The following is a 21,962-nucleotide window of genomic DNA, read 5'->3' as shown; positions in this document are numbered from 1 at the left end:
CGCCGTCGATTTGCACGCGCCCGAATCGTGCCGTACAGTAAATCTCAGCCACAGACCGCCGGTTGCTGCGCTATGTCGAAAGACAGAAGTGCAGACGAAGGTTCATTCACGTGAACGGCCCGCGCAGGTGTTCGAAGTTTTGTTACAGTCTTTTGGATTGTTCCCCAAGCTCCGGCGCCCTGCGCTGGAGCTTTTTTCATGTCTGCGCCCCGGGCTACCCGGCACATGATTATTAATGAGGAGCACCATGGCGAACAAGGAAGCAACGGTCGCCGAGCTTACGGAGAAATTCGAAAGCTCGACCGCCGTTCTGCTCACCGAGTACCGCGGTCTCACTGTTGCGCAGCTCAAGAGCCTGCGTAAGTCCATCAGTGAGGACGCCACGTACGCCGTGGTAAAGAACACGCTCACCAAGATTGCGGCCAACAAGGCCGGCATCACCTCGTTCGACGAGGAACTTGTCGGTCCGTCCGCTATCGCCTTCGTGCACGGAGACCCCGTCGCCGTCGCGAAGACCCTGCGTGCCTTTACCAAGGCAAACCCTCTCCTGGTGGTAAAGGGCGGTTACTTTGACGGTAACCCGCTCACCGCAGCGGAGGTTGGCAAGCTTGCCGACCTCGAGTCCCGCGAGGTGCTGCTGGCCAAGCTGGCCGGCGCCTTCAAGGCATCGCTGTTCGGAGCCGCTTATCTCTTCCAGGCACCGCTGTCGAAGGCTGTTCGCACCATCGACGCGCTGCGTGAGAAGCAGGAGTCCGCGAACTAGGCACCTGCCTGATTCACGGTTCACGATTTTTTAGAAACTATAGGAGTACATCATGGCAAAGCTTTCCACTGAAGACCTGCTTGAGCAGTTCAAGGGCCTGACCCTCATCGAGCTCTCCGAGTTCGTCAAGGCGTTCGAGGAGACCTTCGAGGTCACCGCAGCCGCTCCCGTCGCCGCTGCCGGAGCCGCTGGCCCCGCCGCTGCTGCTGAAGAGGTCGAAGAGCAGACCGCGTTCGACGTCATCCTTGACGCCGTTGGCGACAAGAAGATCCAGGTCATCAAGGTCGTGCGCGAGCTCACCAGCCTGGGCCTCGGCGAGGCCAAGGCCGTTGTCGATGGCGCGCCGAAGGCCGTCCTCGAGGGCGTTGCCAAGGACGCTGCCGAGAAGGCCAAGGCTTCCCTCGAAGAGGCCGGCGCAACCGTTACCCTCAAGTAGTCTCTCCCCGCAAGGGGATCTGATTGAGGCGTAGCCGATGCGGTTTTCAAACTCATCCTGCGCAAGGGGCGTCGTTTCCGTAAGGAGACGGCGCCCCTATTGTCGTGCCCGCACGTGTACAACCCCAGTACTGGGGCCTTCGCAAAGCTGAAGCTTTGTCGTGAATTTGGTGTGAACGAAGAGCGACTCTAGGTTTGAAAGAGGAAGTGCTGACCCAGACCACTTAACCGGCCGATTTTTCGGGAGCGCGACCCCTGACTCGACGAAGAGGCTCTCTTGCGCTCCACCACACACCACAGACTGTTCACGCCGCTGGCCGGCGCCGGAATCCTGGCTCTGACCCTCGCCGGGTGCTCGTCAGGCACAACGGATGCCGCCGGTTCCGGCGAATTCACCGGCGACACCCTTGAGGTCTCCGCTGCCTGGTCCGGCGCCGAGCAGGCCAACTTCGAGGCCGTCCTGGCCGCCTTCGAGGAGCAGTCCGGTGCCACGGTGAACTACACCAGCTTCGGCGACAATGCCGCGACCACGCTCGGCACCCAGATCGAGGGTGGCAGCCCGCCCAACGTCGCGATGCTCGCGCAGCCCGCCCTGATGGACCAGCTCGCCGCCGATGGCAACCTGCAGCCGCTGTCCGAGGCGGCCAGTGCCGCCGTCGCCGAGAACTACTCCCAGAGCTGGGTCGACCTCGGCACGAGCGACGGCACCCAGTACGGCGTCTGGTTCAAGGCCTCGAACAAATCGACCATGTGGTACAACGCCGATCTCTATGACTCCGCCGGAGCGGCCGCTCCCGCAGACTGGGACGACTTTCTGGTGCAACTGCAGCTCGTGGCCGACTCCGGCTATGCCGGAATCTCCATCGGAGCGGATGTCGGCTGGCCGTTGACCGACTGGTTCGAGAACGTCTACCTGCAGACCGCCGGCGGCGAGATGTACGACCAGCTCACCTACCACGAAATTCCCTGGACCGACCCCTCCGTCACAGTGGCGCTGGACGCCCTCGCGACCCTGTGGGGCAACGACGCACTCGTGCAGTCCGGAGCCGCGCAGCGCACCTTCCCGGAGTCGGTCACCGAGGTCTTCGGTGCCGCCCCGCAGGCCGCCACCATCTACGAGGGTGACTTCGTGGCCGGCAACATCACCGATGACGGCAACTCGGTCGTCGGCGAGAACGCCCTGTTCTTCGACTTCCCCTCCGTGAACGGCTCGGCACCCGCCGTCGTCGGCGGCGGCGACGTGGCCGTCTCCTTCACCGATGACGCCGCCACCGACGCTCTCATGCAGTTCCTCGCCTCGCCCGAAGCGGCCGAGGTTTGGGTGCCAGAGGGCGGCCTCACATCGCCGAACAACAACGTCGACACCGCGCTCTATCCCGACGAGACCAGCCGTCAGATCGCCGAAGCCCTCACCGGTGCTGAAACGTTCCGCTTCGACATGTCCGACCTCACCCCGAGTGCATTCGGCGGCACTCCCGGCCAGGGCTTCTGGCAGATCATGATCCAATTCCTGCAGGACCCGAGCGACGTCGCCGGTACCCAGCAGGCCCTCGAGGACGCCGCCGCCGCGGCCTACGTCGACTAACCCCAATAAGTCGAATCACCACCGTCACCGTGACCAGCACCATGAGTTCCAAGGCCGTACCCGCACGCCGTAACGCACCATCCGGGAGTCGCCGTCCCCGGATGGGTGCGAGCCGCCGACGCATGTTCCTGATCGCCCTCGGTTTTCTCGCGCCGGCGCTCGTGCTGCTGGCCGGGCTGGTGCTCTACCCCATTCTGTACACGGTGGTGCGCTCGTTCTTCAGCGCCGACGGCGGGGCGTTCGTGGGCTGGGACAACTACGTCACCATGTTCACGAACGACTCAACCTTCACGGCGATTCGCAACAACGTCATCTGGGTACTCGTGGCCCCGGTCGCCTGCACCGTGCTCGGCCTGTTGTTCGCGGTACTGCTCGAAAAAATCAAGTGGTCAACGGCGTTCAAGCTCATCATCTTCATGCCCATGGCCATCTCGATGCTCGCCGCGGGCGTCATCTTTCGCGGCATGTTCCAGGAGAGCCCGAACCTCGGGGTTGTGAACGCGGCCGTTGTGGCTGTGAACAGCGCGTTCGGCGGCGGTGACGCGGCCTATCCGGGAGCGAATCCGCGCACCGACGTCGGGCTGATCAACGACGGCGGTGTCATCGCGAGCGAAGCCGCCGTTGGGGCCGGCACCGAGGTGAACTTGCCCCTCGTCGGCGTGCGCGCCGACAACGTTCCGGCCAGTGCCGCGCAGGCCGAGAGCGCCGACACCGCGTCTGCCGACCAGATCACCGGCACGGTCTGGCTCGACGTGGTCATCGGCGGCGGTGGTACGAACGGGCAGATAGACGACGGCAAAACGGGGCTCCCCGGCATCCGTGTCGACGCGGTCGACGCCTCCGGCACGATCGCCGCCACGACCGAAACGGATGCCGCCGGCCGCTACGTTCTCGCCGGCCTCGGCACCGAGACCTACCGCATAGCCCTGCCGGCGTCGAACTTCGACGAGGGCTACCAGGGGGTGTCGTGGCTGAGCTCGGGCCTGATCACCGCCGTGATCATCCTCTCCTATATCTGGATCTGGGCCGGCTTCGCCATGGTCATGATCGCCTCCGGTCTGAGCGCGATCGACCGCTCCCTGCAGGAAGCCGCCCGGATGGACGGCGCCAACGAGTGGAAGGTGTTCTCCCGCATCACGGCGCCCCTGTTGTCTCCGGTGCTGATCGTCGTGTTCGTCACCCTCATCATCAACGTGCTGAAGATCTTCGACCTGGTCTACGTGATTCCGCCCGGCGCCTCGAAGCCCGCGGCGAACGTGATCGCGGTGGAGATGTGGACCGTGTCGTTTGGCGGCGGCAGCAATCAGGGCCTCGGCAGCGCTCTGGCCATTCTGCTGCTGATCCTCGTGCTGCCCTCGATGATCATCAACGTGCGCAAGTTCCGTCAGGAGAGAAAATCGTGAGCGGCGCCGCAACGCACGTGCGCGGCAAGAAAACCCTCGCCCGCACCATCCTCGGCTTTGTCGACAAGGGCGTGGTCAACGCTGTTCTCGTGATCGTCGCGATTTTCTGGCTGGTGCCGACCCTCGGCCTGTTCCTGTCGAGCCTGCGCACGGTCGGCGACAGCGCGTCGAGCGGCTGGTGGACAATATTCACCACCCCGGCGCAGCTGACCATTGAGAACTACGCGAACCTGCTCGCCAACCCGACCATCACCGGGTCGTTCTGGAACACCATTTTGATCGCCGTTCCCACGACGATCTTCGTGGTCATCTTCGGTGCCCTGGCCGGCTACGCTTTCGCCTGGCTCACGTTTCCGGGCCGGGACTGGCTGCTCATCGTGGTGATCGTGCTGCTCGCCGTGCCCCTGCAGGTCGCGCTGATTCCGTTGGCCCGCATGTTCGGAACCCTGGGAATTTTCGGTTCTATCTTTGGCGTGATCCTGTTCCACGTGGCCTTCGGGCTGCCGTTCGCCATTTTTCTGTTGCGCAACTTCTTCACCCAGATTCCGGCCGAACTGCTCGAAGCCGCTCGCATCGACGGTGCGAGTGACTGGCGAATCTTCGTGCAGGTCATTCTGCCGCTCGGCGGCCCGGCTATCGCCTCGCTGGCCATCTTCCAGTTTCTGTGGACCTGGAACGACATGCTCGTAGCCCTCATTTTCACTGACTCCGGATCGCAACCTCTGACCGTGGCGATTCAGAGTCAATTGCGCCAGTTCGGATCGAACATCGACGTGCTGTCGGCCGGAGCCTTTCTATCGATGATCGTGCCGCTCATTGTGTTCTTCGCGTTCCAGCGCTTCTTCGTGCAGGCCCTTCTGGCCGGCTCGCAAAAGTAATACTCCACCGCCGGGTGGATGCCGCCGCCCGGCCTAGGACCCGTGCGTCACCCTGGCCCGCGGCGCGCTCGTGCTGGATCGAATCACCAGGTTGGTCGCCAGAACGATGGAGTCGCTCGTACCGTCGGTGTCAGTCTGGTCGGGGGCTGTGCTCTCTCGGCGGGTATGGAGTTTCGTGCCGTCCTTGGTGGCGAGTTCGGCGAGGAGGGTGCGCACGGCGAGTCCACCCTGGGCGCGCGGATGCTGCGCGAGGGTGGTCAGGCGGAACATCTCGGCATACGGGTGGCCGTCGATCCCGATGACGCTGAGCTCGGTGGGCACCCGGATGCCCAACTCGCGCGCCGCCAGAATGAGCCCGAACGCAATCTCGTCACTCGCCGCGAAGATCGCGGTGGGGCGACGGCGCGGATCGCCGAGAATGGCCAGGCCGCGCTCGTAGCCGCCCGGCATGGTGAACTCGGCCGAGTAGAAGCATCCGCTCACCGATAGCCCGGCGGCCATCATCGCCGCCTGGAATCCGCGCAGGCGATTGCTGTGCACGTGAAAGTCCATCTCATCGACCTGGCTGCCGCCCACGTGCACGATGTCACGGTGGCCCAGGCTGAGCAGGTGTTCGGTGGCCAGACGGGCAGCCGCAACGTCGTCGATCTCGATCGTGGTGGTGCCGCGGATCGGCCCGCCGATGCCGACCAGCGGCCGGCCGAGCCGGTGCAGGTGCTCAACCTCGCGCTCGCTGAGGGCGACGCCGACCGAGATGATGCCATCGAAGCGCTTGCGGGCCAGAAAGAAGTCGAATACTCGGTCGCGCTCGAGGGACTCGGGCGGCAGGTTGTACAACGTCATGTCGTAGCCCTGGTCGAGCAGAGCCTGCTCCACGCTTTCGAGCACCTCGCCGAAGAACCACCGGCTGATGAAGGGGATGATCACGCCGACGCTTTGAGTGCGGCCGGTTACCAGGCTGGCCGCGTTGGGTGAAGCGACGTAACCAATCTCCTGCGCGGCCGCAACGACCTTGGCGCGGGTCTCGGTCGACACGTAACCCCGGCCGCTGAGCGCTCGGCTGGCCGTGGCTTTGGCCACGCCGGCGAGGCGCGCGACATCGCCGATTGCACTCATGGGGCCTCCATCCTTGGGGACTATGCGTTCAGACTAGCCTGCTCTGGAGCAACATGGAACCGGTTCCATGAAGCCTCTTGATTTTGTGGTCAATTCGTCATTAGAATCTCGTACCCGGTGACGGAGGCTTCGATATCTTTGCCATTCCGTTACATTTGCGGGCTTGCTATCCCCAAACGGGTGACGTACTTTATGGTCTGGAACCGGTTCCCGATCTGTGGCTACGGGAACGTTACGGGCAGCTGATCCACCGAGTTCACCACCGTTTAGCACCACACGACCCGGCACCACTCAATGAGGAGAAACAAGATGCGGCCTTCCCTGCACCGTCGATTTACAGCACCGATCGCCATAGCGGCGATTGCTGGTATAGCCCTGGCCGGTTGTTCCGGCGGTCCCGGTACCACGACCGCCGATTCGGGCGCCAAGGGCGACGGCGTCGTCACCGTCTACGGCACGATCGCCGACACCGAAGCCCAGCTCCTGGAAAAGTCCTGGGCCGGGTGGGAGAAAGACAATAACATCGACATTCAATACGAATCGTCGAAGGAATTTGAATCCCAGATCTCCATTCGCGCGCAGGGTGGTAACGCTCCCGACATCGCAATCTTCCCGCAGCCCGGGCTTATGAAGGACCTCGCCTCGCGCAAATTCCTCAAGGCGGCACCCGACGCGGTTGCGGCCAACGTTGACAAGAACTGGTCCGCTGACTGGAAGGCCTACGGCACGTCGGACGGCACCCTCTATGGGGCTCCGCTCATGGCGAGCGTCAAGGGCTTCATCTGGTATTCACCGGCGAAATTCAAGGAGTGGGGCGTTGAAGTTCCCACCACCTGGGACGAACTGCTCGCTCTCACCAAGACCATCCAGGAAAAGACCGGTACGACTCCCTGGTGCGCCGGCTTCGGCTCCGGTGACGCCACCGGCTGGCCCGGCACCGACTGGGTCGAAGACCTCGTGCTGCGCCAGGCCGGCGCCGAGACCTACGACAAATGGGTCGCCAACAAGATCCCCTTCACCGACCCGGCCATCAAAAAGGCCTTTGACTCCGTCGGTGAAATTCTGCTCAACCCCAAGTACGTCAACGCCGCCTTTGGCGACGTCAAGTCGATCAACAGCACCCCGTTCGGAGATGTGGCCACCCCCATCTCCAACGGCACCTGTGCACTGACCCACCAGGCCTCTTTCTTCGATGGATTCATCAAGGATGCCGGCGGAACAGTCGGACCGGACGCCGACGTCTGGGCCTTCATCACTCCCTCGGTCAAGGCCGGTGGCCAGGCAGTCACCGGTGGCGGCGAGATTGTCGGCGCTTTCTCGGATGACGCTGACACTCAGAAGGTGCTGGAATACCTCTCGAGCGCTGACTGGGCTAACAGCCGGGTCGGTCTCGGCGGCGTGATCAGCGCGAACAAGGGCCTCGACGCTTCCAAGGCAACGAGCCCCATTCTGCAAGAAGCCATCACTATCCTGCAGGACCCGAAAACCACCTTCCGCTTCGACGGTTCCGACCTGATGCCGGGCGCTGTGGGATCGGGAACCTTCTGGAAGGGCATAGTCAGTTGGATCAACGGCACACCGACCGACGAGGTGCTCACGAGCATCGAAGCGGGCTGGCCGTCTAAATAACTGAGGCAGCCATCACTCAGGCATGAAAACGGTGTGCCGTCCGCTTCGAATACCGGGCGGCACATCGTGCGTGGCAGGTGTGCGTTATCGATACGTTTTCATCGGTTGCCAGCGAATACCAGGGTTTACTGTCGTACTCGAAAGGTTTCAGATGTCCGCTTTCTTCTCCTGGCTGGCGCAGTTACCCGCACTGGCGCAAGTCCCCATCGTCATCCTGGCTTTCGGCGTCGTGGTCGGCGCCATCCTCTTCTTCGTCGAGATTGCCCCACGCTCCGGCCGCCTGTACACGATCATCCGCCTCGCCGTCTGCGTGCTCGCACCATTGCTGATCCTGCTCATTGCCAACTCGTATACCTGGGCGATCATCGGCGCCGGTGTGCTCGGCCTCGGCTTCTTCTACATCGACTACCGCGCGCGCAAGGGTGCTGGCTACCTGTTTCAGCTGGTCGGTTTTCTCGCCCCGGCCGTTATCCTGCTCGGCATCGGCCTGGTCATTCCGACCATTCAGACCACGGTGCAGGCCTTCATGAGCGCTCGCGGTGACCGGTTTGTTGGCCTCGACAACTTCGCCTGGATCTTCACCCAGCCCGAGAACGTGCGCATCGTGCTCAACACCATTGTCTGGGTGTTGATCGTTCCGACCATCTCGACCATCGCCGGCCTCGCGTACGCGGTGTTCATCGACAAGAGCCGCGGTGAGAAGTACTTCAAGATTCTGGTCTTCATGCCGATGGCCATCTCCCTGGTGGGAGCATCCATTATTTGGCGTTTCGTCTACACGGCCCGCCCGGCCGACCAGGAGCAGATCGGCCTGCTGAACCAGCTCGTGGTCATGTTCGGCGGGCAGCCGGTCGACTTTCTCTCGGTATCCCCGTTCAATACCCTGTTTCTCATCGTGATTCTGATCTGGGTGCAGACCGGGTTCGCCATGGTGGTGCTGTCTGCCGCCATCAAAGGCGTGCCGACCGAGCAGATGGAGGCGGCCGAACTCGACGGCACCAACGCCTGGGAGCAGTTCGTGAACGTGACCGTCCCCGGCATCCGCAGCGCCCTCGTGGTCGTTCTGACGACTATCTCCATCGTGTCGCTCAAGGTCTTCGACATTGTGCGCACCACCACCGCCGGGTCCAACGAGACCAGCGTCGTCGCCAACGAAATGTACACCCAGTTCAAGAATTTCGAGCAGGGCCGCTCAGCCGCCTTCGCCCTGGTGCTGTTCCTGCTGGTACTGCCGATCGTCGTCTACAACGCCCGCCAGATCAAGAAGCAGAGGGAAATCCGATGAGCTCCGTCATGCCCGTAAGACTTCCCGTAGACGCCCAGACCACACGGCGACTCCGACGCGGCGTTCGCCGGATGGAGTCGCCCATCGCCCGCAACACCAAGAAACGGCTGACCAGCCGCGGAGCGACCATTGGGGCGCTCATCATCGCGGTGCTGTGGTCGATCCCCACCCTGGGCCTGCTGGTGTCGTCCTTCCGGCCGGCGCAGCAGGTGCGCACCACCGGTTGGTGGACCATTTTCACCAACACCGGGGTCACCTTCGACAACTACACGACGGCTCTGGCCGCGGGCAACAGCCAGCTGAACCTGGCCGGGGCATTCATTAACTCGATCGCGATCACCCTGCCGGCCACGCTCATCCCGTTGATGATTGCCAGCCTCGCCGCCTACGCCTTCGCCTGGATTGACTTTCGGGGCAAGAATGCCATGTTCATTGGTGTTTTTGCGTTGCAGATCGTGCCGATTCAGATGGCCCTCGTGCCGCTGCTGCAATTCTTCTCCGGCGGCACTGTTTTTGGCTTCCCGGTCGTCGCGGCACTCAACCCCGGCAGCGGCTATTCGCAGGTATGGATCGCGCACACCATGTTCGCTCTTCCCCTGGCCATCTACCTGCTGCACAACTTCGTCTCGGAGATACCGAGCGAGGTCATTGAAGCGGCCAGGGTTGACGGCGCCGGCCACGGGCAGATCTTCTTTCGCATCGTGTTGCCGCTGACCATGCCCGCCATCGCGTCGATCGCCATCTTCCAGTTTCTCTGGGTCTGGAACGACCTCCTGGTGGCGCTGATCTTCGCCGACGGCGCGGTCGCTCCCATGACCAAGCTGCTCGCCGAACTCTCCGGTGCCCGCGGGCAGGACTGGCATCTGCTCACGGCCGGCGCGTTCCTCTCGATTCTGGTGCCGCTGATCGTGTTCTTCTCGCTGCAACGCTTCTTCGTGCGCGGCCTGCTTGCCGGTTCTACCAAGGGTTAGCAGGCGGATTTTCGAGAGAACGGATGCTCGTGGCCGGCCCGACCACGGGCATCCGTTCTGCCGGGTCAGCGGCGACGTTTAGAGTGAATGCATGAGTGGAATGCACGGCGCCCCTGGCCACGGCCCGCGGCAGCAGGCGGGCGTCGAACGCCCGCGCAAACGGGTCAGCGGAGCGGATGCTGCGGCGCAGCGCGCAGAGAACGCGCTCGCCCCGCGCATCCCGCACCTGCTCGCTCGAATCGGCGCACTGTTCGCCCCGCACCGCAGCACGCTCATCGTCACCGTCGTGCTGGTTCTGGTCAGTGCCGCGCTGTCGGTCGTGCCGCCGCTGCTCACGCAGCGCGCCTTCGACGACGGGCTGTTTCCGCCCGCCGGCCCCCCCAACCTATCGGTGCTCGGGGTTCTCGTGGCCCTCATGCTCGGTGTTTTTCTGGTCAATGCGCTGCTTGGCGTCTGGCAGACCTGGCTCACCGCGAGCGTCGGCAACAAGGTCATGGGCGCCCTGCGCGTGCGGCTGTTCACGCACCTGCAGGCGATGGAGCTGAGCTTCTTCACGAAGACCAAGACCGGCGTGATTCAGTCTCGGCTGCAGAACGATGTCGGCGGTGTCGCGACGGTACTGACCAACACAATTTCCAGCATCCTGGGTAACACAGTCACGGTTATCGCGGCCTTCGTGGCGATGCTGCTGCTCAACTGGCAGCTGACCATCGTGGCCGTCGTGCTCATGCCGATTCTGGTATTCGCCCAGCGCCGCGTCGGCCAGGTGCGCGCGCGCATCGCCGGCAAGACGCAGGAATCGCTGTCGGACATGACCGCCATCACGCAGGAGACCCTGAGCGTGTCGGGCATTTTGCTGTCGAAAAGTTTCACCCGGCAGCAGAACGAGATCGATCGGTATGCCGTAGAGAACCGCAACCAGGTGCGGCTGCAGGTGAGCCAGCAGATGAGCGGCCAGTGGTTCTTCGCCACGGTGAGCGTGTTCCTGTCGGCTATTCCGGCGATCGTGTACCTTGTGGCCGGTGCCCTCATGTTCAACGGCACCACGGACGTCACGCCGGGCACGATCGTGGCGTTCACCACCGTGCAGGCTCGGCTCATTTTTCCGCTACTCGGCCTGATGCGCGTTGCGCTCGACCTGCAGACCTCGTCGGCGCTGTTCGCGCGCATCTTTGAATACCTCGACCTGAAGCCGGCGATCAGCGACAAGCCGGATGCAGCACTGGTGCCGTCTGTCGGTTCTGAGCGCGGGCGGGTCGAGTTCGACCGGGTGCGCTTCAACTATCCGGATGCCGGTCGTGACGCCCGCCCGACCCTCGACGACGTGTCCCTCACGATCGAGCCGGGGCAGTTCGCCGCCTTCGTCGGACCGTCCGGCGCCGGCAAGACCACGGTGTCCTACCTAATTCCGCGCTTCTATGAGGTGTCGGCCGGCCGAGTGCTGTTCTCCGGCCTCGACGTGCGTGACCTGCAGCAGCAATCGCTCGTCTCGCACATTGGCATCGTGAGCCAGGAGACCTACCTGTTCCACGCGACGATCGCCGAGAACCTGCGCTACGCCAAGCCGGAGGCGACGGATGCCGAGCTGGTCGCGGCCGCGCGCGCCGCGAACATCCACGACACGATCGACTCGTTCCCCGAGAAGTACGACACCATGGTGGGGGAGCGCGGCTACCGACTCTCCGGCGGTGAGAAACAGCGCATCGCTATTGCCCGGGTGCTGCTGAAGGACCCGCCCGTGCTCATCCTCGACGAGGCCACGAGCGCGCTCGACTCCATCTCCGAGAGCGTGGTGCAGGCCGCCCTCGACACGGCCAGCCACGGCCGCACGACCATCGCGATCGCCCACCGCCTGTCGACCATCGTCGATGCCGACGTGATCTTCGTCGTCGATGCCGGCCGAATCGTGGAGCGCGGCACCCACGCCGAACTCCTCGCCCAAGGCGCGGTCTACGCCTCCCTCTACGCCCGCCAAATCACGTCGAGCCCCGTCCTCTAACCGGACGGGGCCCAGGCCCCGTCCGCGGGCCCAGTTTATAAACTGGGCCCGTGGCCATAGGGTGGGCCCGGCGCGAAAATGCCCAGCGGACAGGCTACGAGCGGGCGGCGAGCATGCTGGTCATGAGGTCGATCTCGGACTTCTGGCTCAGCACGACGGCGGTCGCGAAGGCCCGCACGGTCGCGTTGGTGCTTCGGTCGAGCACCGCGTCGGCCATCTCGATGGCACCACGGTGGTGAGCGATCATGATGACCAGAAACTGTCGTTCCGCTTCCACACCGGATGCCGCGGTGAGCGCCGCAATCTGCGCCGGCGTCGCCAGCCCCGGCATCGGTTCTCCCGCCACGTGCGCGGCGTCGGATCCAGCAGTATGGGATCCGTCGTGCGACTCCCCAGCCAGGGTCGGCCGTGTCATCCAGGTCATCGAGGGTTCGGGGGAGAACTGCGGCAGGCCCCAGACAGCGAGCCACCCGGCCATCTGCCCGCTCTGCTTGGCCTGCGTCGTGGCGATGTCGTAGGCGAGCAGCCGCACCGGTGCATCCTCGGTGCGATCGCGAATGATCAGGGCGAGTTCGACGCCCTGGTCGTGATGCACCTGCATGTCCCGGGCGAAGCCCGCCTCGGCGCTCGTCGTGTCCGGCGTGGCGTCCGCGATTGTGCTGAGCCGCCCCGCCGAGAAGGCTGCGGCGCCCACGACGAGCGCTGTGACGACCACCGTGACGACCATGAAAAGTGTGCGACGCCGGCGTGAGGGATGAACATCCGCTGCGCTGGCGGACGGCGGATTGTCAGCGGTCACGGGGTCGTGCGTTCTAGGAGACCTTGCCGGGGGCGTCGATCGCGCCCGAGCACGGAGCGCCGTCTTCGGGCACGTTGACGCTCTTCCAGAATTCGCTGAAGAAGTCGGCAATACGGGCATCGCCGGCGCTGTCCACCTGAAGCTGCGCGTTCCAGCCGCTGAGCACGATCGGTGCCGGAATTCCTTCGAAGGGAGAGAGCACGACGTAGGTCGAGGGCAGTTCGGCCTTCAGCGTGGCGAGCTCGGCATCGGAGATCGACGGGTCGTAGGTGACCCAAATGGCGCCGTGCTCGAGCGAGTGCACGGCGTTCTCGTTGGGAACGACCTGATCGTAGACTCCGCAGTTGAGCCAGGCCGAGGCGTGCTCGCCGCCGGCGGGGGGTGTCTGCTCGTAGGTGACGGCAGTTTCCACGTGACCGGCCGTGTTGGTGAAGGTTTCAACGCCCTCGATCGTCGACGCATCGCCGGCGCCGCCGCCCGCATAGTTGGCCGCTTTCGGGGTGAGCACGAAGGCCGTGACGATGAGTGCGATGATCGCGACCACGGCCACCGCGCCGCCGACGATGCCAATCAGACGGTTACGCTTGCCGCGCTTTTGCTGGCGGTGATACTCCTCCAGCTTTTTCGTGCGCTTTGCGGCGCGTTCCTGCTTGAGCGACGCTTGGTTTACGGGGGAACCGGGCTGGGGGGTCACGAGGGCCTCTCTGTTGGAGCTACTTCCATTCGAACGTAACAGTCGCCCCTGTGGCTTCCCCCGATGCCGCTCTCACAGTTCTTTGTCAGGCTGGTCGGCGGCTCTCGGCGCCCGATAGACTGGGAGGGTGCCCGTTCATTCGCCGTGTTGCTGCTGTCGCTAGCCGACCCTCCACGAACCCGTTCGGCCGCCGTTCGGTGTGCATCCCCGAGGCCGCGCCTGTTTGAACGCGCGCGGCTCGACCCTGCTGCTTGACCAAAGGAATTCCCCATGAAAATCGCAGACACCGTCCTTGACCTCATCGGTGACACCCCGTTGGTTAAACTCCACAAGGTCACCGCCGGACTGACCGCGACGGTGCTCGTGAAACTCGAATACCTGAACCCGGGCGGCTCGGCCAAAGACCGCATCGCCGTGCGCATCATCGACGCCGCCGAGCGCGAGGGCCTTCTGAAACCCGGCGGCACGATCGTCGAACCCACGTCGGGCAACACCGGAGTGGGCCTGGCCCTGGTGGCTCAGCAGCGCGGCTACAAGTGCGTGTTCGTGCTGCCCGACAAGGTCGGCGAGGACAAACGCAACGTGCTCACGGCGTACGGCGCCGAGATCGTGGTGACGCCGACATCCGTTGCCCCCGAAGACCCCGAGTCGTACTACAGCGTCTCCGACCGGCTGGCCCGGGATATTCCGGGCGCGTTCAAGCCCAATCAGTACTTCAACCCGAACGGCCCGCTCAGTCACTACGAGACGACCGGCCCTGAGATCTGGCGTGACACCGACGGCACGGTCACCCACTTCGTTGCCGGCGTCGGCACCGGCGGCACCATCACCGGAACCGGTCGCTACCTGCGCGAGGTGTCGAATGACGCCGTACGCATCATCGGCGCCGACCCTGAGGGCTCGGTTTACTCCGGCGGCACCGGCCGCCCCTACCTGGTCGAGGGTGTCGGTGAAGACTTCTGGCCGGGCGCCTACGACCCCACGGTCGTGCATGAGGTGATCGCCGTCTCCGACGCCGACTCCTTCGCCATGACCCGCAGGCTCGCCCTCGAAGAGGGAATCCTCGTCGGCGGTTCAAGCGGCATGGCCGTCGTGGCCGCCCTACGCGCCGCCGAGAAGCTCGGCCAAGGCGACACGATCGTGGTGCTGCTGCCCGACGGCGGTCGCGGCTACCTCGGCAAAATCTTCAACGACGGGTGGATGCGCAGCTACGGTTTCAGCAACGCCCCCGCCGGTCACACCGTCGCCAATTTGCTCGAATCGAAGACCGGGAGCCTGCCGGACCTGGTCTATGTGCACCCGAGCGACACCGTGCACGACGCGATCGAAACCATGACCAGTCAGGGTGTGTCGCAGCTGCTCGTGCTGAGCGCCAAGCCGCCCGTCGTGATGGGCGAGGTACTCGGAGCGGTCGACGAACGCGCCCTGATGGGCCTGGTCTTCTCCGGCGACGCGAAACTCACCGATCGGGTTGGCTCCATCGTCGGCGACGCGCTGCCGCTGATCGGCGTCAACGAGCCGGTCGCCGCCGCGCGCGCCGCCTTCGCCGAGCACGATGCGCTGCTCGTCACCGACGGCGGCAAGCCGCTCGGCGTCATCACCCGGCACGACCTGCTCAGCTACCTGAGCGTCTAATTTCTACAGAGGGAGTAATCATGAACTTCGACACGATCGCCATCCACGCCGGTCAGGAATTCGACCCGACCACCGGCGCCGTCATTCCGCCGATCTACCAGACCTCCACCTACGTGCAGGACGGCATCGGCAACCTGCGCGGCGGCTACGAGTACAGCCGCGGCGGCAACCCCACGCGCACCGTGCTCGAATCGCTCCTCGCAGCGCTGGAAGGCGGCAAGCACGGACTATCCTTTGCCAGCGGACTCGCCGCCGAAGACACCATCCTGCGCGCCATCCTGGCACCTGGCGACCACGTCGTGCTCGGCAATGATGTCTACGGCGGAACCCACCGCCTCATCAGCAAGGTGCACGGTGCCTGGGGGGTGCTCAACACCACCGTCGAGATGAGCGACCTCGCGGCGGTCGAGGCGGCCATCCGCCCCGAAACAAAGATCCTCTGGGTGGAGACGCCGAGCAACCCGCTCATGAAGATCAGCGACATTGCGGCGCTCGCCGAGATCGCGCACCGACACGGCGTGGTCGCGATCGTCGACAACACCTTTGCGTCACCGGCGCTGCAGCATCCGCTTGAATTCGGCGCTGACGTGGTGGTGCACTCGACCACGAAATATCTCGGCGGTCACTCCGACGTGCTCGGCGGCGCCCTCATCATCAACGACGACGAGCTCTACGCGAAAGCCCAGTTTCTGCAGTTCGCGGCCGGTCCCGTCTCAGCACCGCTCGACTCCTGGCTCACCGTGCGCGGCATCAAGACGCTCTCGGTGCGCATGGAACGGCACTGCAAGAACGCCCAGACCATCGCCGAATACCTCGACGGCCACCCCGCGATCGCTGCCGTCTATTACCCGGGACTGCCCGGCCACCCCGGCCACGACCTCGCCAAGAAGCAGATGTCCGGCTTCGGCGGTATGATCTCCGTCGCGTTCGTCGGTGGCGCGGCCGCCGCGCGCCTGTTCGCCGAGTCGATGCACCTGTTCCAGCTGGCCGAATCGCTCGGCGGCGTCGAGTCGCTCGTGAACTATCCCTCGGAAATGACGCACGCCTCGGTGCGCGGCACCGAGCTGGAGGTGCCCGACAACATCGTGCGCCTGTCCGTCGGCATCGAGGACGTCGCCGACCTCATAGCCGACCTCGAGGCCGCCCTGCCGCGCGCCTGACCCCGCCTGCTCTTGGGACGGGGCCCGGGCCCGTCCCGAAAACGGGGGTCAGGGTTGGCGGGAGAAGGCGGAGGCTCGACGCACCTGGTCGGGGGTGGGGCGGATGCCGGTGTACAGGTAAAACTGCTCCTCGGCCTGCAACGCCACCACCTCGGCGCCGGTGATGACCGGTTTGCCGAGCTTTCGCGCCCCCACGATGAGTGGCGTTTCAGCGGGGGAGGCCACCACGTCGAAGACCACGCTCGCCGCGTCGATCGCCGCGGCTGGGAAGGACGTGTGGTCGGCGTCGGCGCCGCCGGCCATACCGACCGGCGTCACATTGACGATCAGGTCGGCGGTGAGCGCGCCCACCTCGGATGCCCACTCATAGCTGTACAGCGCGGCTAGGGCGCGGCCGGTGACCTCGTTGCGCGCCACGATGGTTCCCCGGTCGAAGCCGGCATCGTGCAATGCCGCTGCGACGGCCTTCGCCATGCCGCCGCTTCCGCGCAGAATGACGGAGTATTCGCGCGGCACCTCGTGCTCGGCCAGCAGCCGCTGCACGGCGGAATAGTCGGTGTTGTATGCGGTCAGGTGGCCGCCATCGTTCACGATGGTGTTGACCGAGTTGATGGCTGACGCCGAGGCATCCATGTCGTCGACGAGGGCGATGACATCTTCCTTGTAGGGCATCGACACCGCACAGCCCCGAATGCCGAGCCCCCGCACACCAGCGATAGCATCGGCCAGGTTGGTTGGAGCGAAGGCCTTGTAGATGAAGTTCAGGCCCAGCTCCTCATAGAGGTAGTTGTGAAACCGGGTGCCCAGGTTGCTCGGCCGGGCCGACAGCGAGATGCACAGGGTCGTGTCCTTGTTCAGAATTGGCATGACTCCAGTGTGACCTGTTTGCGGACCGCGCCGGATCGGTGTCCTTGCCCGGTCGCAACAATCCAACGGCCTGGCAGCCAGGCTTCAGGGGCTACTTAAAGGGCGGGCGTCAGCAGAAGCCGGCCCCGTGAGAAAACTCCCCGCTGGGCGCAACCACGTCAGGAAAGTGTGTGTTGCGGTTGCAACACGGCGAGGCCGGCCTCACGAAAAGGCGCGAGCGCAGCGCTGTCCGCCGCGGTATCCGTGATCAGGGTGTCAAAGGAACGAAGTGGCCCGACCTGGCCGAGGTGTACCTGGCCGAGCTTGGAGGCGTCGGCCACGATGATGGAGCGGGTCGTCGCCGCGAGCATGAGCTTCTTGGTGCCCGCCTCGGGCAGGTTGATGTTCGTGACGCCGTGCTCGGCATCTACACCGTTGCAGCCGATGAAGGCTAGGTCGGCGTGTACCTGGCTGAGCACGGAGGAGGCGAGTGGTTCCACGAGCGAGTGCTGACGCGGGCGCAAGGAACCGCCGGTCACGATCACGGTGAAGCGGGGGATGGCTGGCTCCAGCTCGAGTGCGATGCTCAGCCCGTTCGTGATAATCACTACGTCGGTCAATTCTTGGCGGGCCACGAGGGCACGGGCGATCGCGAGGGTGGTCGAGCCAACGTCGAGGATGACGCTCTGCCCGGTTGAGACGAGGCCGGCCGCGAGCGAGCCAATTTGTTGTTTGGGTATGACGGACGAAGCGAGCGCCTGTTCGAAGGAGGACTCGATCATTGGCTGCCCGGAAGAGCCTCGGGCGAGCACTGCCCCGCCGTGTACGCGTTGGACCGCTCCTGCAGTTTCGAGCGCATCGAGATCCGCTCTGGCCGTGACACCGGACACGCCAAAGGTCTCCCGCAATTCGCGAACCTGCACGAAACCGCGTTCGTCGATGAGCCTGTGGATCTGCTCGCGCCTGACGGGCCCCGGTAGCCCGTCGCGGTCGGGTGACGTCGACGGTGCGGTCGTCGGGCTCTGCAAGGGGTCGAGGGAAGCCATGCCTCCATCTTTACTTACTTCGTCATTTCTTTCAATTCGAAAGTCTCTGGTTTCGGAAAGTAAAATCAGATACTGTAGAAACTGCTATGAGACACGCAGACTTCATCGCCGACGCCGGCATCGCTCGACAGCAGCACACCCTGGCCGACGGTCGAGACCTCTTCTACTTCGACGATCCTGACACCACGCTGTCGCCGGATCGGGCCGCCGATGTGCGCGAACTTGATCAGCGCCCCGCCACTGCCAACATGCGGCAGGACCCACTGAGCGCGGAATGGGTGTCGATCGCTGCCGCCCGGCAAAACCGGGTGTTCCTGCCGCCGGCGCACCTTGATCCGCTGGCACCGTCAACCCCGGACAATCCGTCCGAGGTGCCGAGCAACTATGACGTGGCAGTCTTCGAGAACAAGACCCCGTCTTTCGGCCCGCTACTAACGGATGCCGACGCCCCGGCCGGTCTCGCGGATCTCGCCACGATCGGTCTGGGGCGCACCCGCACGTCCGTTGGACGTTGTGAGGTCGTCTGCTTCAGCCCGGAAAACGAGGGATCGTTCGCGAGCCTCTCGGCCACTCGTGCTCGCACGGTGATTGAGGCGTGGGCTGAGCGCACGTATGCACTGTCGAGCCTGCCCGGCATCGAGCAGGTCTTTCCGTTCGAGAATCGCGGCGAGGCGATCGGCGTGACGCTACGGCATCCGCACGGCCAGATCTATGCATATCCCTACGTGACCCCGCGCACGCGGCAGCTGATCGAGTCGCTCGACGTCTATGGGCCGACGTTGTTTGCGGATATCCTGACTCTTGAGCAGGCCGGTGACCGTGTCGTTCTGCAGGGGGCGTATTGGACTGCTTTTGTTCCCTTCGCGGCTCGTTGGCCGATCGAAGTGCATATGCTCCCGAACCGGCACGTGCCTGACTTCGCCGCCACCACCCTCGCAGAGCGCGACGAACTGGCGGTGCTCTACCGGCGCCTCCTGCGTGGAATCGACGCCATCTACTCGACGCCGACCCCGTACATCGGGGCCTGGCACCAGGCACCCGTGCACGTCCGACGCTCGGAGATTCGATTGATGCTGCAGGTGACGAGCCCGCGTCGAGCCGAGGACAAGCTCAAGTACCTCGCCGGGTCGGAAGCCGCGATGGGGGCCTGGATCGGCGACGTCACCCCCGAACAGGCCGCGACCACGATTCGCGAGGCGATCGAGCGGGCCGACGCAGCGGATGCCGCGGCATCCGCTGCCGCTACTCCGCCCGCCCGCACAGCGACCCCGGAGAAGCCCCACCATGACTAACCTGTGCAGCAGTGCGAGAGCAGGATTTGCAGCCCGGTTCGGGCGTGCGCCTGATGGACTCTGGTCGGCCCCCGGTCGGGTCAACCTGATCGGCGAGCACACCGACTACAACGAGGGATTCGTGCTGCCTCTTGCGATCGACCGGCGCACGATTGTTGCTCTCGCTCCGCGCGACGACCGGCTGATGCGAGTCGCAAGTTCCTTCGCTGAACGGACCGTCGAGCTTGGACTGGACGACCTCATCCCGGAGAATCTGGCCGACTGGTCGGCGTACCCGCTCGGCATCGCCTGGGCGCTCGGGCAATTCGGCGCCGATCTCGGCGCGGTGACCGGCTTCGACGCGTACATCGTCTCCGACGTACCGGTCGGTGCCGGCCTGTCATCGTCCGCCGCGATCGAGTGTGCCGTGGCGGTTGCCCTGAATGACCTCTGGCAGCTCGGTCTCGAGCTGCGCACCCTCGCACTGGCCGGGCAGCTCGCCGAAAACCAGGTAGTTGGCGCACCCACGGGCATCATGGACCAGTCTGCGTCGCTGCTCGGCCGCGTCGACGCCGTCGTGTTTTTGGACTGTCGGAGTCTGCACGCCGAGGTCATTCCGTTGGGTTGTGACCCGGCCGGTCTCGACCTGCTGATCATCGACAGCCAGGTGAGCCACGCCCACTCAACCGGCGGCTATGCCTCACGCCGAGCATCCTGCGAGCTGGGCGCGCGACTGATGGGCGTGCCGGCCCTTCGTGATTTGGGGGTCAGTGACCTCGCCAGGGCGGCCGAGTTGCTCGATGACGAGACCTTTCGCCGGGTGCGTCACATCGTGACCGAGAATCAGCGCGTTCTGGAAACAGTGCAGACGCTCCGTGAGCAGGGGCCGACCGCGATCGGTGCGTTGCTGGATGCCTCGCACTTGTCGATGCGGGACGACTTTGAAATCTCGGTTCCCGAACTCGACCTCGCCGTGGAGACCGCGCGCGCGGCCGGTGCGATCGGCGCCCGAATGACCGGCGGCGGGTTTGGCGGGGCCGCGATCGCGCTCATTCCCAGCGGACTGCGCCCCGTCATCGAAGCCGCGGTCGGCGCCGCGTTCACCGCGCGGGGCTACGTCGCCCCGGTCATGTTCGTGGTTCGGGCAGCGGATGGAGCGCACAAAGTGGAGTAGCTGGCGGATCGAGCCACCTTCTGGATAGAGACGTCGGCCGCCAGCTGGCCAGCATGTGACTGTCACATCTGTCGTGCGCCGGGGCATAATAGGGTGGGTCGCAATTGTGACCGTGCACATTCCAACGGGGGTGATGGTGTCCGAGAACCCGCCCACGGGACGCGCCCCGAGCATTCGCGACGTGGCACGCCTAGCCGGGGTCTCGCACCAGACTGTGTCACGCGTACTCAACGCCCACCCCAGCATCCGGGAATCGACCAAACTGCGCGTTCAGCAGGTCATCGACGACCTGCAATACCGACCGAACAGCGCCGCACGGGCTCTGGTCAAGGGGCAGTCCCGCACGATCGGCGTGCTGTCGGCAATGAGCGCGGAATACGGTCCGGCGAGCAGTATTGCGGCGATCCAGGATGCTGCCAGGGAAGCTGGATATTTCGTGAACACAGCCAATATCTCTCGAGGGGAACCCTCGTCGATCCAGGCTGCCGTTGACCACCTGATGGACCAGTCGGTGGAGGGCATCGTCGTCATCGCACCCCAGGTACGGGTCATTGAAGCCATCGAAAAGCTGTCCATCGCCGTGCCGTATGTGACGCTGCAGTCCACCGGTGTTGCAGACAAGCACGCCCTCTCTGTTGACCAGATAGCTGGCGCCCGCCTCGCCACTCGACATCTCATCAACCTCGGACACCGCAACATCTATCACCTCGCTGGACCGCAGGACTGGATCGAGGCGGAGGCGCGCATGCGCGGATTCCTCGAGGAAATGGGGGCGAATGACGTCCCAACCACCGCGCCAATCCTGGGCGACTGGACCGCCGGCTTCGGATACCATGCCGGGCGCGAGCTGCTCCGGGTGCGCGATTTCACTGCCATTTTCTCGTCCAACGACCAGATGGCGCTCGGGCTCATGCACGCCATCCGCGACGCCGGGCTCGATATTCCGCGCGACGTCAGCATCGTCGGATTCGACGACATTCCTGAGGCCGCACACTTCTGGCCGCCACTGACCACCGTGCGCCAGGACTTCGCCGAGCTCGGACGTCGCTGCATCGCCCTGCTCCTGGCCAACATCACCGGTGGCGCGAACGAAGCTTCGTCGAGCCCGCTCATCCCCGAGCTCGTGGTGCGGTCGTCTACGGCCCCGCCCGCGTGGTAGCGGCCAGTCGGACTTCCCTGCGCTAACCAGCCTCGTTTCGGCGTCGTTATCCAAACGAGATAAAAGGGCATTGACAGGCGAATCGAGTCTGGGCCAAAGTGAACTCATCAATGT

19 protein-coding genes are annotated in these 21,962 nt (G+C 64.6%); 14 read left to right on the top strand and 5 right to left on the bottom strand.

The features are described 5' to 3' along the window. The first annotated feature begins 247 nt into the window (after nucleotides 1-247). From rplJ to CXY77_RS16505, 5 genes are all read left to right on the top strand, one after another. Nucleotides 248-763, top strand: a complete 516-nt coding sequence (rplJ, locus tag CXY77_RS16525) for a 50S ribosomal protein L10 (protein ID WP_092340410.1) — start codon at nucleotides 248-250, stop codon at nucleotides 761-763. A 52-nt stretch (nucleotides 764-815) separates the two neighbouring features. Beyond that, nucleotides 816-1,199, top strand: coding sequence for a 50S ribosomal protein L7/L12 (rplL, locus tag CXY77_RS16520; protein WP_092340409.1), 384 nt, complete (start codon nucleotides 816-818; stop codon nucleotides 1,197-1,199). Nucleotides 1,200-1,475: 276 nt separating this feature from the next. Continuing rightward, the gene (locus tag CXY77_RS16515) at nucleotides 1,476-2,783 is read left to right on the top strand and encodes an ABC transporter substrate-binding protein (RefSeq protein ID WP_104130504.1); all 1,308 of its coding nucleotides are present in this window, start codon (nucleotides 1,476-1,478) and stop codon (nucleotides 2,781-2,783) included. Between the two features lie 29 nt (nucleotides 2,784-2,812). After that, nucleotides 2,813-4,186 carry an ABC transporter permease subunit gene (locus CXY77_RS16510; RefSeq protein ID WP_233197467.1) on the top strand — a complete coding sequence of 458 codons (1,374 nt, stop codon included), beginning with the start codon at nucleotides 2,813-2,815 and terminating at the stop codon, nucleotides 4,184-4,186. Nucleotides 4,187-4,203: 17 nt separating this feature from the next. Beyond that, the gene (locus CXY77_RS16505) at nucleotides 4,204-5,064 is read left to right on the top strand and encodes a carbohydrate ABC transporter permease (protein WP_276326798.1); all 861 of its coding nucleotides are present in this window, start codon (nucleotides 4,204-4,206) and stop codon (nucleotides 5,062-5,064) included. Nucleotides 5,065-5,097: 33 nt separating this feature from the next. Here CXY77_RS16505 and CXY77_RS16500 read toward each other — a convergent pair whose 3' ends face one another. Beyond that, nucleotides 5,098-6,180: a LacI family DNA-binding transcriptional regulator gene (locus CXY77_RS16500; RefSeq protein ID WP_092340407.1), complete on the bottom strand. Its 1,083-nt coding sequence runs from the start codon at nucleotides 6,178-6,180 to the stop codon at nucleotides 5,098-5,100. A 309-nt stretch (nucleotides 6,181-6,489) separates the two neighbouring features. On the opposite strand from CXY77_RS16500, the gene CXY77_RS16495 reads away from it, so the two are divergent. The 4 genes from CXY77_RS16495 to CXY77_RS16480 all read left to right on the top strand — a co-directional run bounded on the left by CXY77_RS16495 (nucleotide 6,490) and on the right by CXY77_RS16480 (nucleotide 12,064). Then, nucleotides 6,490-7,809, top strand: coding sequence for an ABC transporter substrate-binding protein (locus tag CXY77_RS16495; protein WP_104130503.1), 1,320 nt, complete (start codon nucleotides 6,490-6,492; stop codon nucleotides 7,807-7,809). 151 nt (nucleotides 7,810-7,960) lie between these two features. After that, nucleotides 7,961-9,094 (top strand): carbohydrate ABC transporter permease, encoded by a 1,134-nt coding sequence (locus tag CXY77_RS16490; RefSeq protein ID WP_104088966.1) that lies wholly within the window; start codon nucleotides 7,961-7,963, stop codon nucleotides 9,092-9,094. Continuing rightward, on the top strand, nucleotides 9,091-10,065 hold the full coding sequence (locus CXY77_RS16485; RefSeq protein ID WP_092340405.1) for a carbohydrate ABC transporter permease: 975 nt from the start codon (nucleotides 9,091-9,093) through the stop codon (nucleotides 10,063-10,065). Before CXY77_RS16490 ends, CXY77_RS16485 begins: the two co-directional genes overlap by 4 nt. A gap of 91 nt (nucleotides 10,066-10,156) precedes the next feature. Then, nucleotides 10,157-12,064: an ABC transporter ATP-binding protein gene (locus CXY77_RS16480; protein ID WP_369827285.1), complete on the top strand. Its 1,908-nt coding sequence runs from the start codon at nucleotides 10,157-10,159 to the stop codon at nucleotides 12,062-12,064. A gap of 94 nt (nucleotides 12,065-12,158) precedes the next feature. Here the strand turns inward: CXY77_RS16480 and CXY77_RS16475 are convergent, their stop codons facing one another. Together CXY77_RS16475 and CXY77_RS16470 are read right to left on the bottom strand one after the other, a co-directional pair. Beyond that, complete coding sequence (locus CXY77_RS16475; protein ID WP_233197465.1) at nucleotides 12,159-12,863, bottom strand: DUF305 domain-containing protein; 705 nt, start codon at nucleotides 12,861-12,863, stop codon at nucleotides 12,159-12,161. A 13-nt stretch (nucleotides 12,864-12,876) separates the two neighbouring features. After that, the gene (locus CXY77_RS16470) at nucleotides 12,877-13,557 is read right to left on the bottom strand and encodes a DUF3105 domain-containing protein (protein ID WP_092340402.1); all 681 of its coding nucleotides are present in this window, start codon (nucleotides 13,555-13,557) and stop codon (nucleotides 12,877-12,879) included. A 270-nt stretch (nucleotides 13,558-13,827) separates the two neighbouring features. On the opposite strand from CXY77_RS16470, the gene CXY77_RS16465 reads away from it, so the two are divergent. Together CXY77_RS16465 and CXY77_RS16460 are read left to right on the top strand one after the other, a co-directional pair. Beyond that, a complete protein-coding gene (locus CXY77_RS16465) occupies nucleotides 13,828-15,192 on the top strand; it encodes a cystathionine beta-synthase (RefSeq protein ID WP_104088971.1) in 1,365 nt (454 codons plus the stop codon). 20 nt (nucleotides 15,193-15,212) lie between these two features. Continuing rightward, nucleotides 15,213-16,352 carry a cystathionine gamma-synthase gene (locus tag CXY77_RS16460; protein ID WP_104088973.1) on the top strand — a complete coding sequence of 380 codons (1,140 nt, stop codon included), beginning with the start codon at nucleotides 15,213-15,215 and terminating at the stop codon, nucleotides 16,350-16,352. Nucleotides 16,353-16,400: 48 nt separating this feature from the next. Here the strand turns inward: CXY77_RS16460 and CXY77_RS16455 are convergent, their stop codons facing one another. After that, nucleotides 16,401-17,219, bottom strand: coding sequence for a shikimate 5-dehydrogenase (locus CXY77_RS16455; protein ID WP_104088974.1), 819 nt, complete (start codon nucleotides 17,217-17,219; stop codon nucleotides 16,401-16,403). 158 nt (nucleotides 17,220-17,377) lie between these two features. After that, nucleotides 17,378-18,244 carry a DeoR/GlpR family DNA-binding transcription regulator gene (locus CXY77_RS16450; protein WP_092340398.1) on the bottom strand — a complete coding sequence of 289 codons (867 nt, stop codon included), beginning with the start codon at nucleotides 18,242-18,244 and terminating at the stop codon, nucleotides 17,378-17,380. Nucleotides 18,245-18,330: 86 nt separating this feature from the next. On the opposite strand from CXY77_RS16450, the gene galT reads away from it, so the two are divergent. The 3 genes from galT (at nucleotide 18,331) to CXY77_RS16435 (ending at nucleotide 21,848) form a co-directional block, all read left to right on the top strand. After that, the gene (galT, locus tag CXY77_RS16445; protein ID WP_092340397.1) at nucleotides 18,331-19,536 is read left to right on the top strand and encodes a galactose-1-phosphate uridylyltransferase; all 1,206 of its coding nucleotides are present in this window, start codon (nucleotides 18,331-18,333) and stop codon (nucleotides 19,534-19,536) included. Beyond that, on the top strand, nucleotides 19,529-20,689 hold the full coding sequence (galK, locus tag CXY77_RS16440) for a galactokinase (RefSeq protein ID WP_092340396.1): 1,161 nt from the start codon (nucleotides 19,529-19,531) through the stop codon (nucleotides 20,687-20,689). The genes galT and galK overlap by 8 nt, the downstream gene beginning before the upstream one ends. A gap of 133 nt (nucleotides 20,690-20,822) precedes the next feature. Further along, the gene (locus tag CXY77_RS16435; protein WP_104088976.1) at nucleotides 20,823-21,848 is read left to right on the top strand and encodes a LacI family DNA-binding transcriptional regulator; all 1,026 of its coding nucleotides are present in this window, start codon (nucleotides 20,823-20,825) and stop codon (nucleotides 21,846-21,848) included. Nucleotides 21,849-21,962: the final 114 nt, after the last annotated feature.

Source organism: Cryobacterium sp. N21 (genome assembly GCF_002929575.1).
GTDB lineage: Bacteria > Actinomycetota > Actinomycetes > Actinomycetales > Microbacteriaceae > Cryobacterium > Cryobacterium flavum.
This window is presented reverse-complemented; position numbering and strand designations above follow the sequence as displayed.

Coding starts and splice junctions, on each gene's coding strand:
- galK (WP_092340396.1), top strand. CDS start 19,529: ATGACTAACCTGTGCAGCAGTGCGAGAGCAGGATTTGCAGCCCGGTTC.
- CXY77_RS16465 (WP_104088971.1), top strand. CDS start 13,828: ATGAAAATCGCAGACACCGTCCTTGACCTCATCGGTGACACCCCGTTG.
- CXY77_RS16485 (WP_092340405.1), top strand. CDS start 9,091: ATGAGCTCCGTCATGCCCGTAAGACTTCCCGTAGACGCCCAGACCACA.
- CXY77_RS16455 (WP_104088974.1), bottom strand. CDS start 17,219: ATGCCAATTCTGAACAAGGACACGACCCTGTGCATCTCGCTGTCGGCC.
- CXY77_RS16450 (WP_092340398.1), bottom strand. CDS start 18,244: ATGGCTTCCCTCGACCCCTTGCAGAGCCCGACGACCGCACCGTCGACG.
- CXY77_RS16500 (WP_092340407.1), bottom strand. CDS start 6,180: ATGAGTGCAATCGGCGATGTCGCGCGCCTCGCCGGCGTGGCCAAAGCC.
- galT (WP_092340397.1), top strand. CDS start 18,331: ATGAGACACGCAGACTTCATCGCCGACGCCGGCATCGCTCGACAGCAG.
- CXY77_RS16435 (WP_104088976.1), top strand. CDS start 20,823: ATGGTGTCCGAGAACCCGCCCACGGGACGCGCCCCGAGCATTCGCGAC.
- CXY77_RS16460 (WP_104088973.1), top strand. CDS start 15,213: ATGAACTTCGACACGATCGCCATCCACGCCGGTCAGGAATTCGACCCG.
- rplL (WP_092340409.1), top strand. CDS start 816: ATGGCAAAGCTTTCCACTGAAGACCTGCTTGAGCAGTTCAAGGGCCTG.
- CXY77_RS16480 (WP_369827285.1), top strand. CDS start 10,157: ATGAGTGGAATGCACGGCGCCCCTGGCCACGGCCCGCGGCAGCAGGCG.
- rplJ (WP_092340410.1), top strand. CDS start 248: ATGGCGAACAAGGAAGCAACGGTCGCCGAGCTTACGGAGAAATTCGAA.
- CXY77_RS16495 (WP_104130503.1), top strand. CDS start 6,490: ATGCGGCCTTCCCTGCACCGTCGATTTACAGCACCGATCGCCATAGCG.
- CXY77_RS16490 (WP_104088966.1), top strand. CDS start 7,961: ATGTCCGCTTTCTTCTCCTGGCTGGCGCAGTTACCCGCACTGGCGCAA.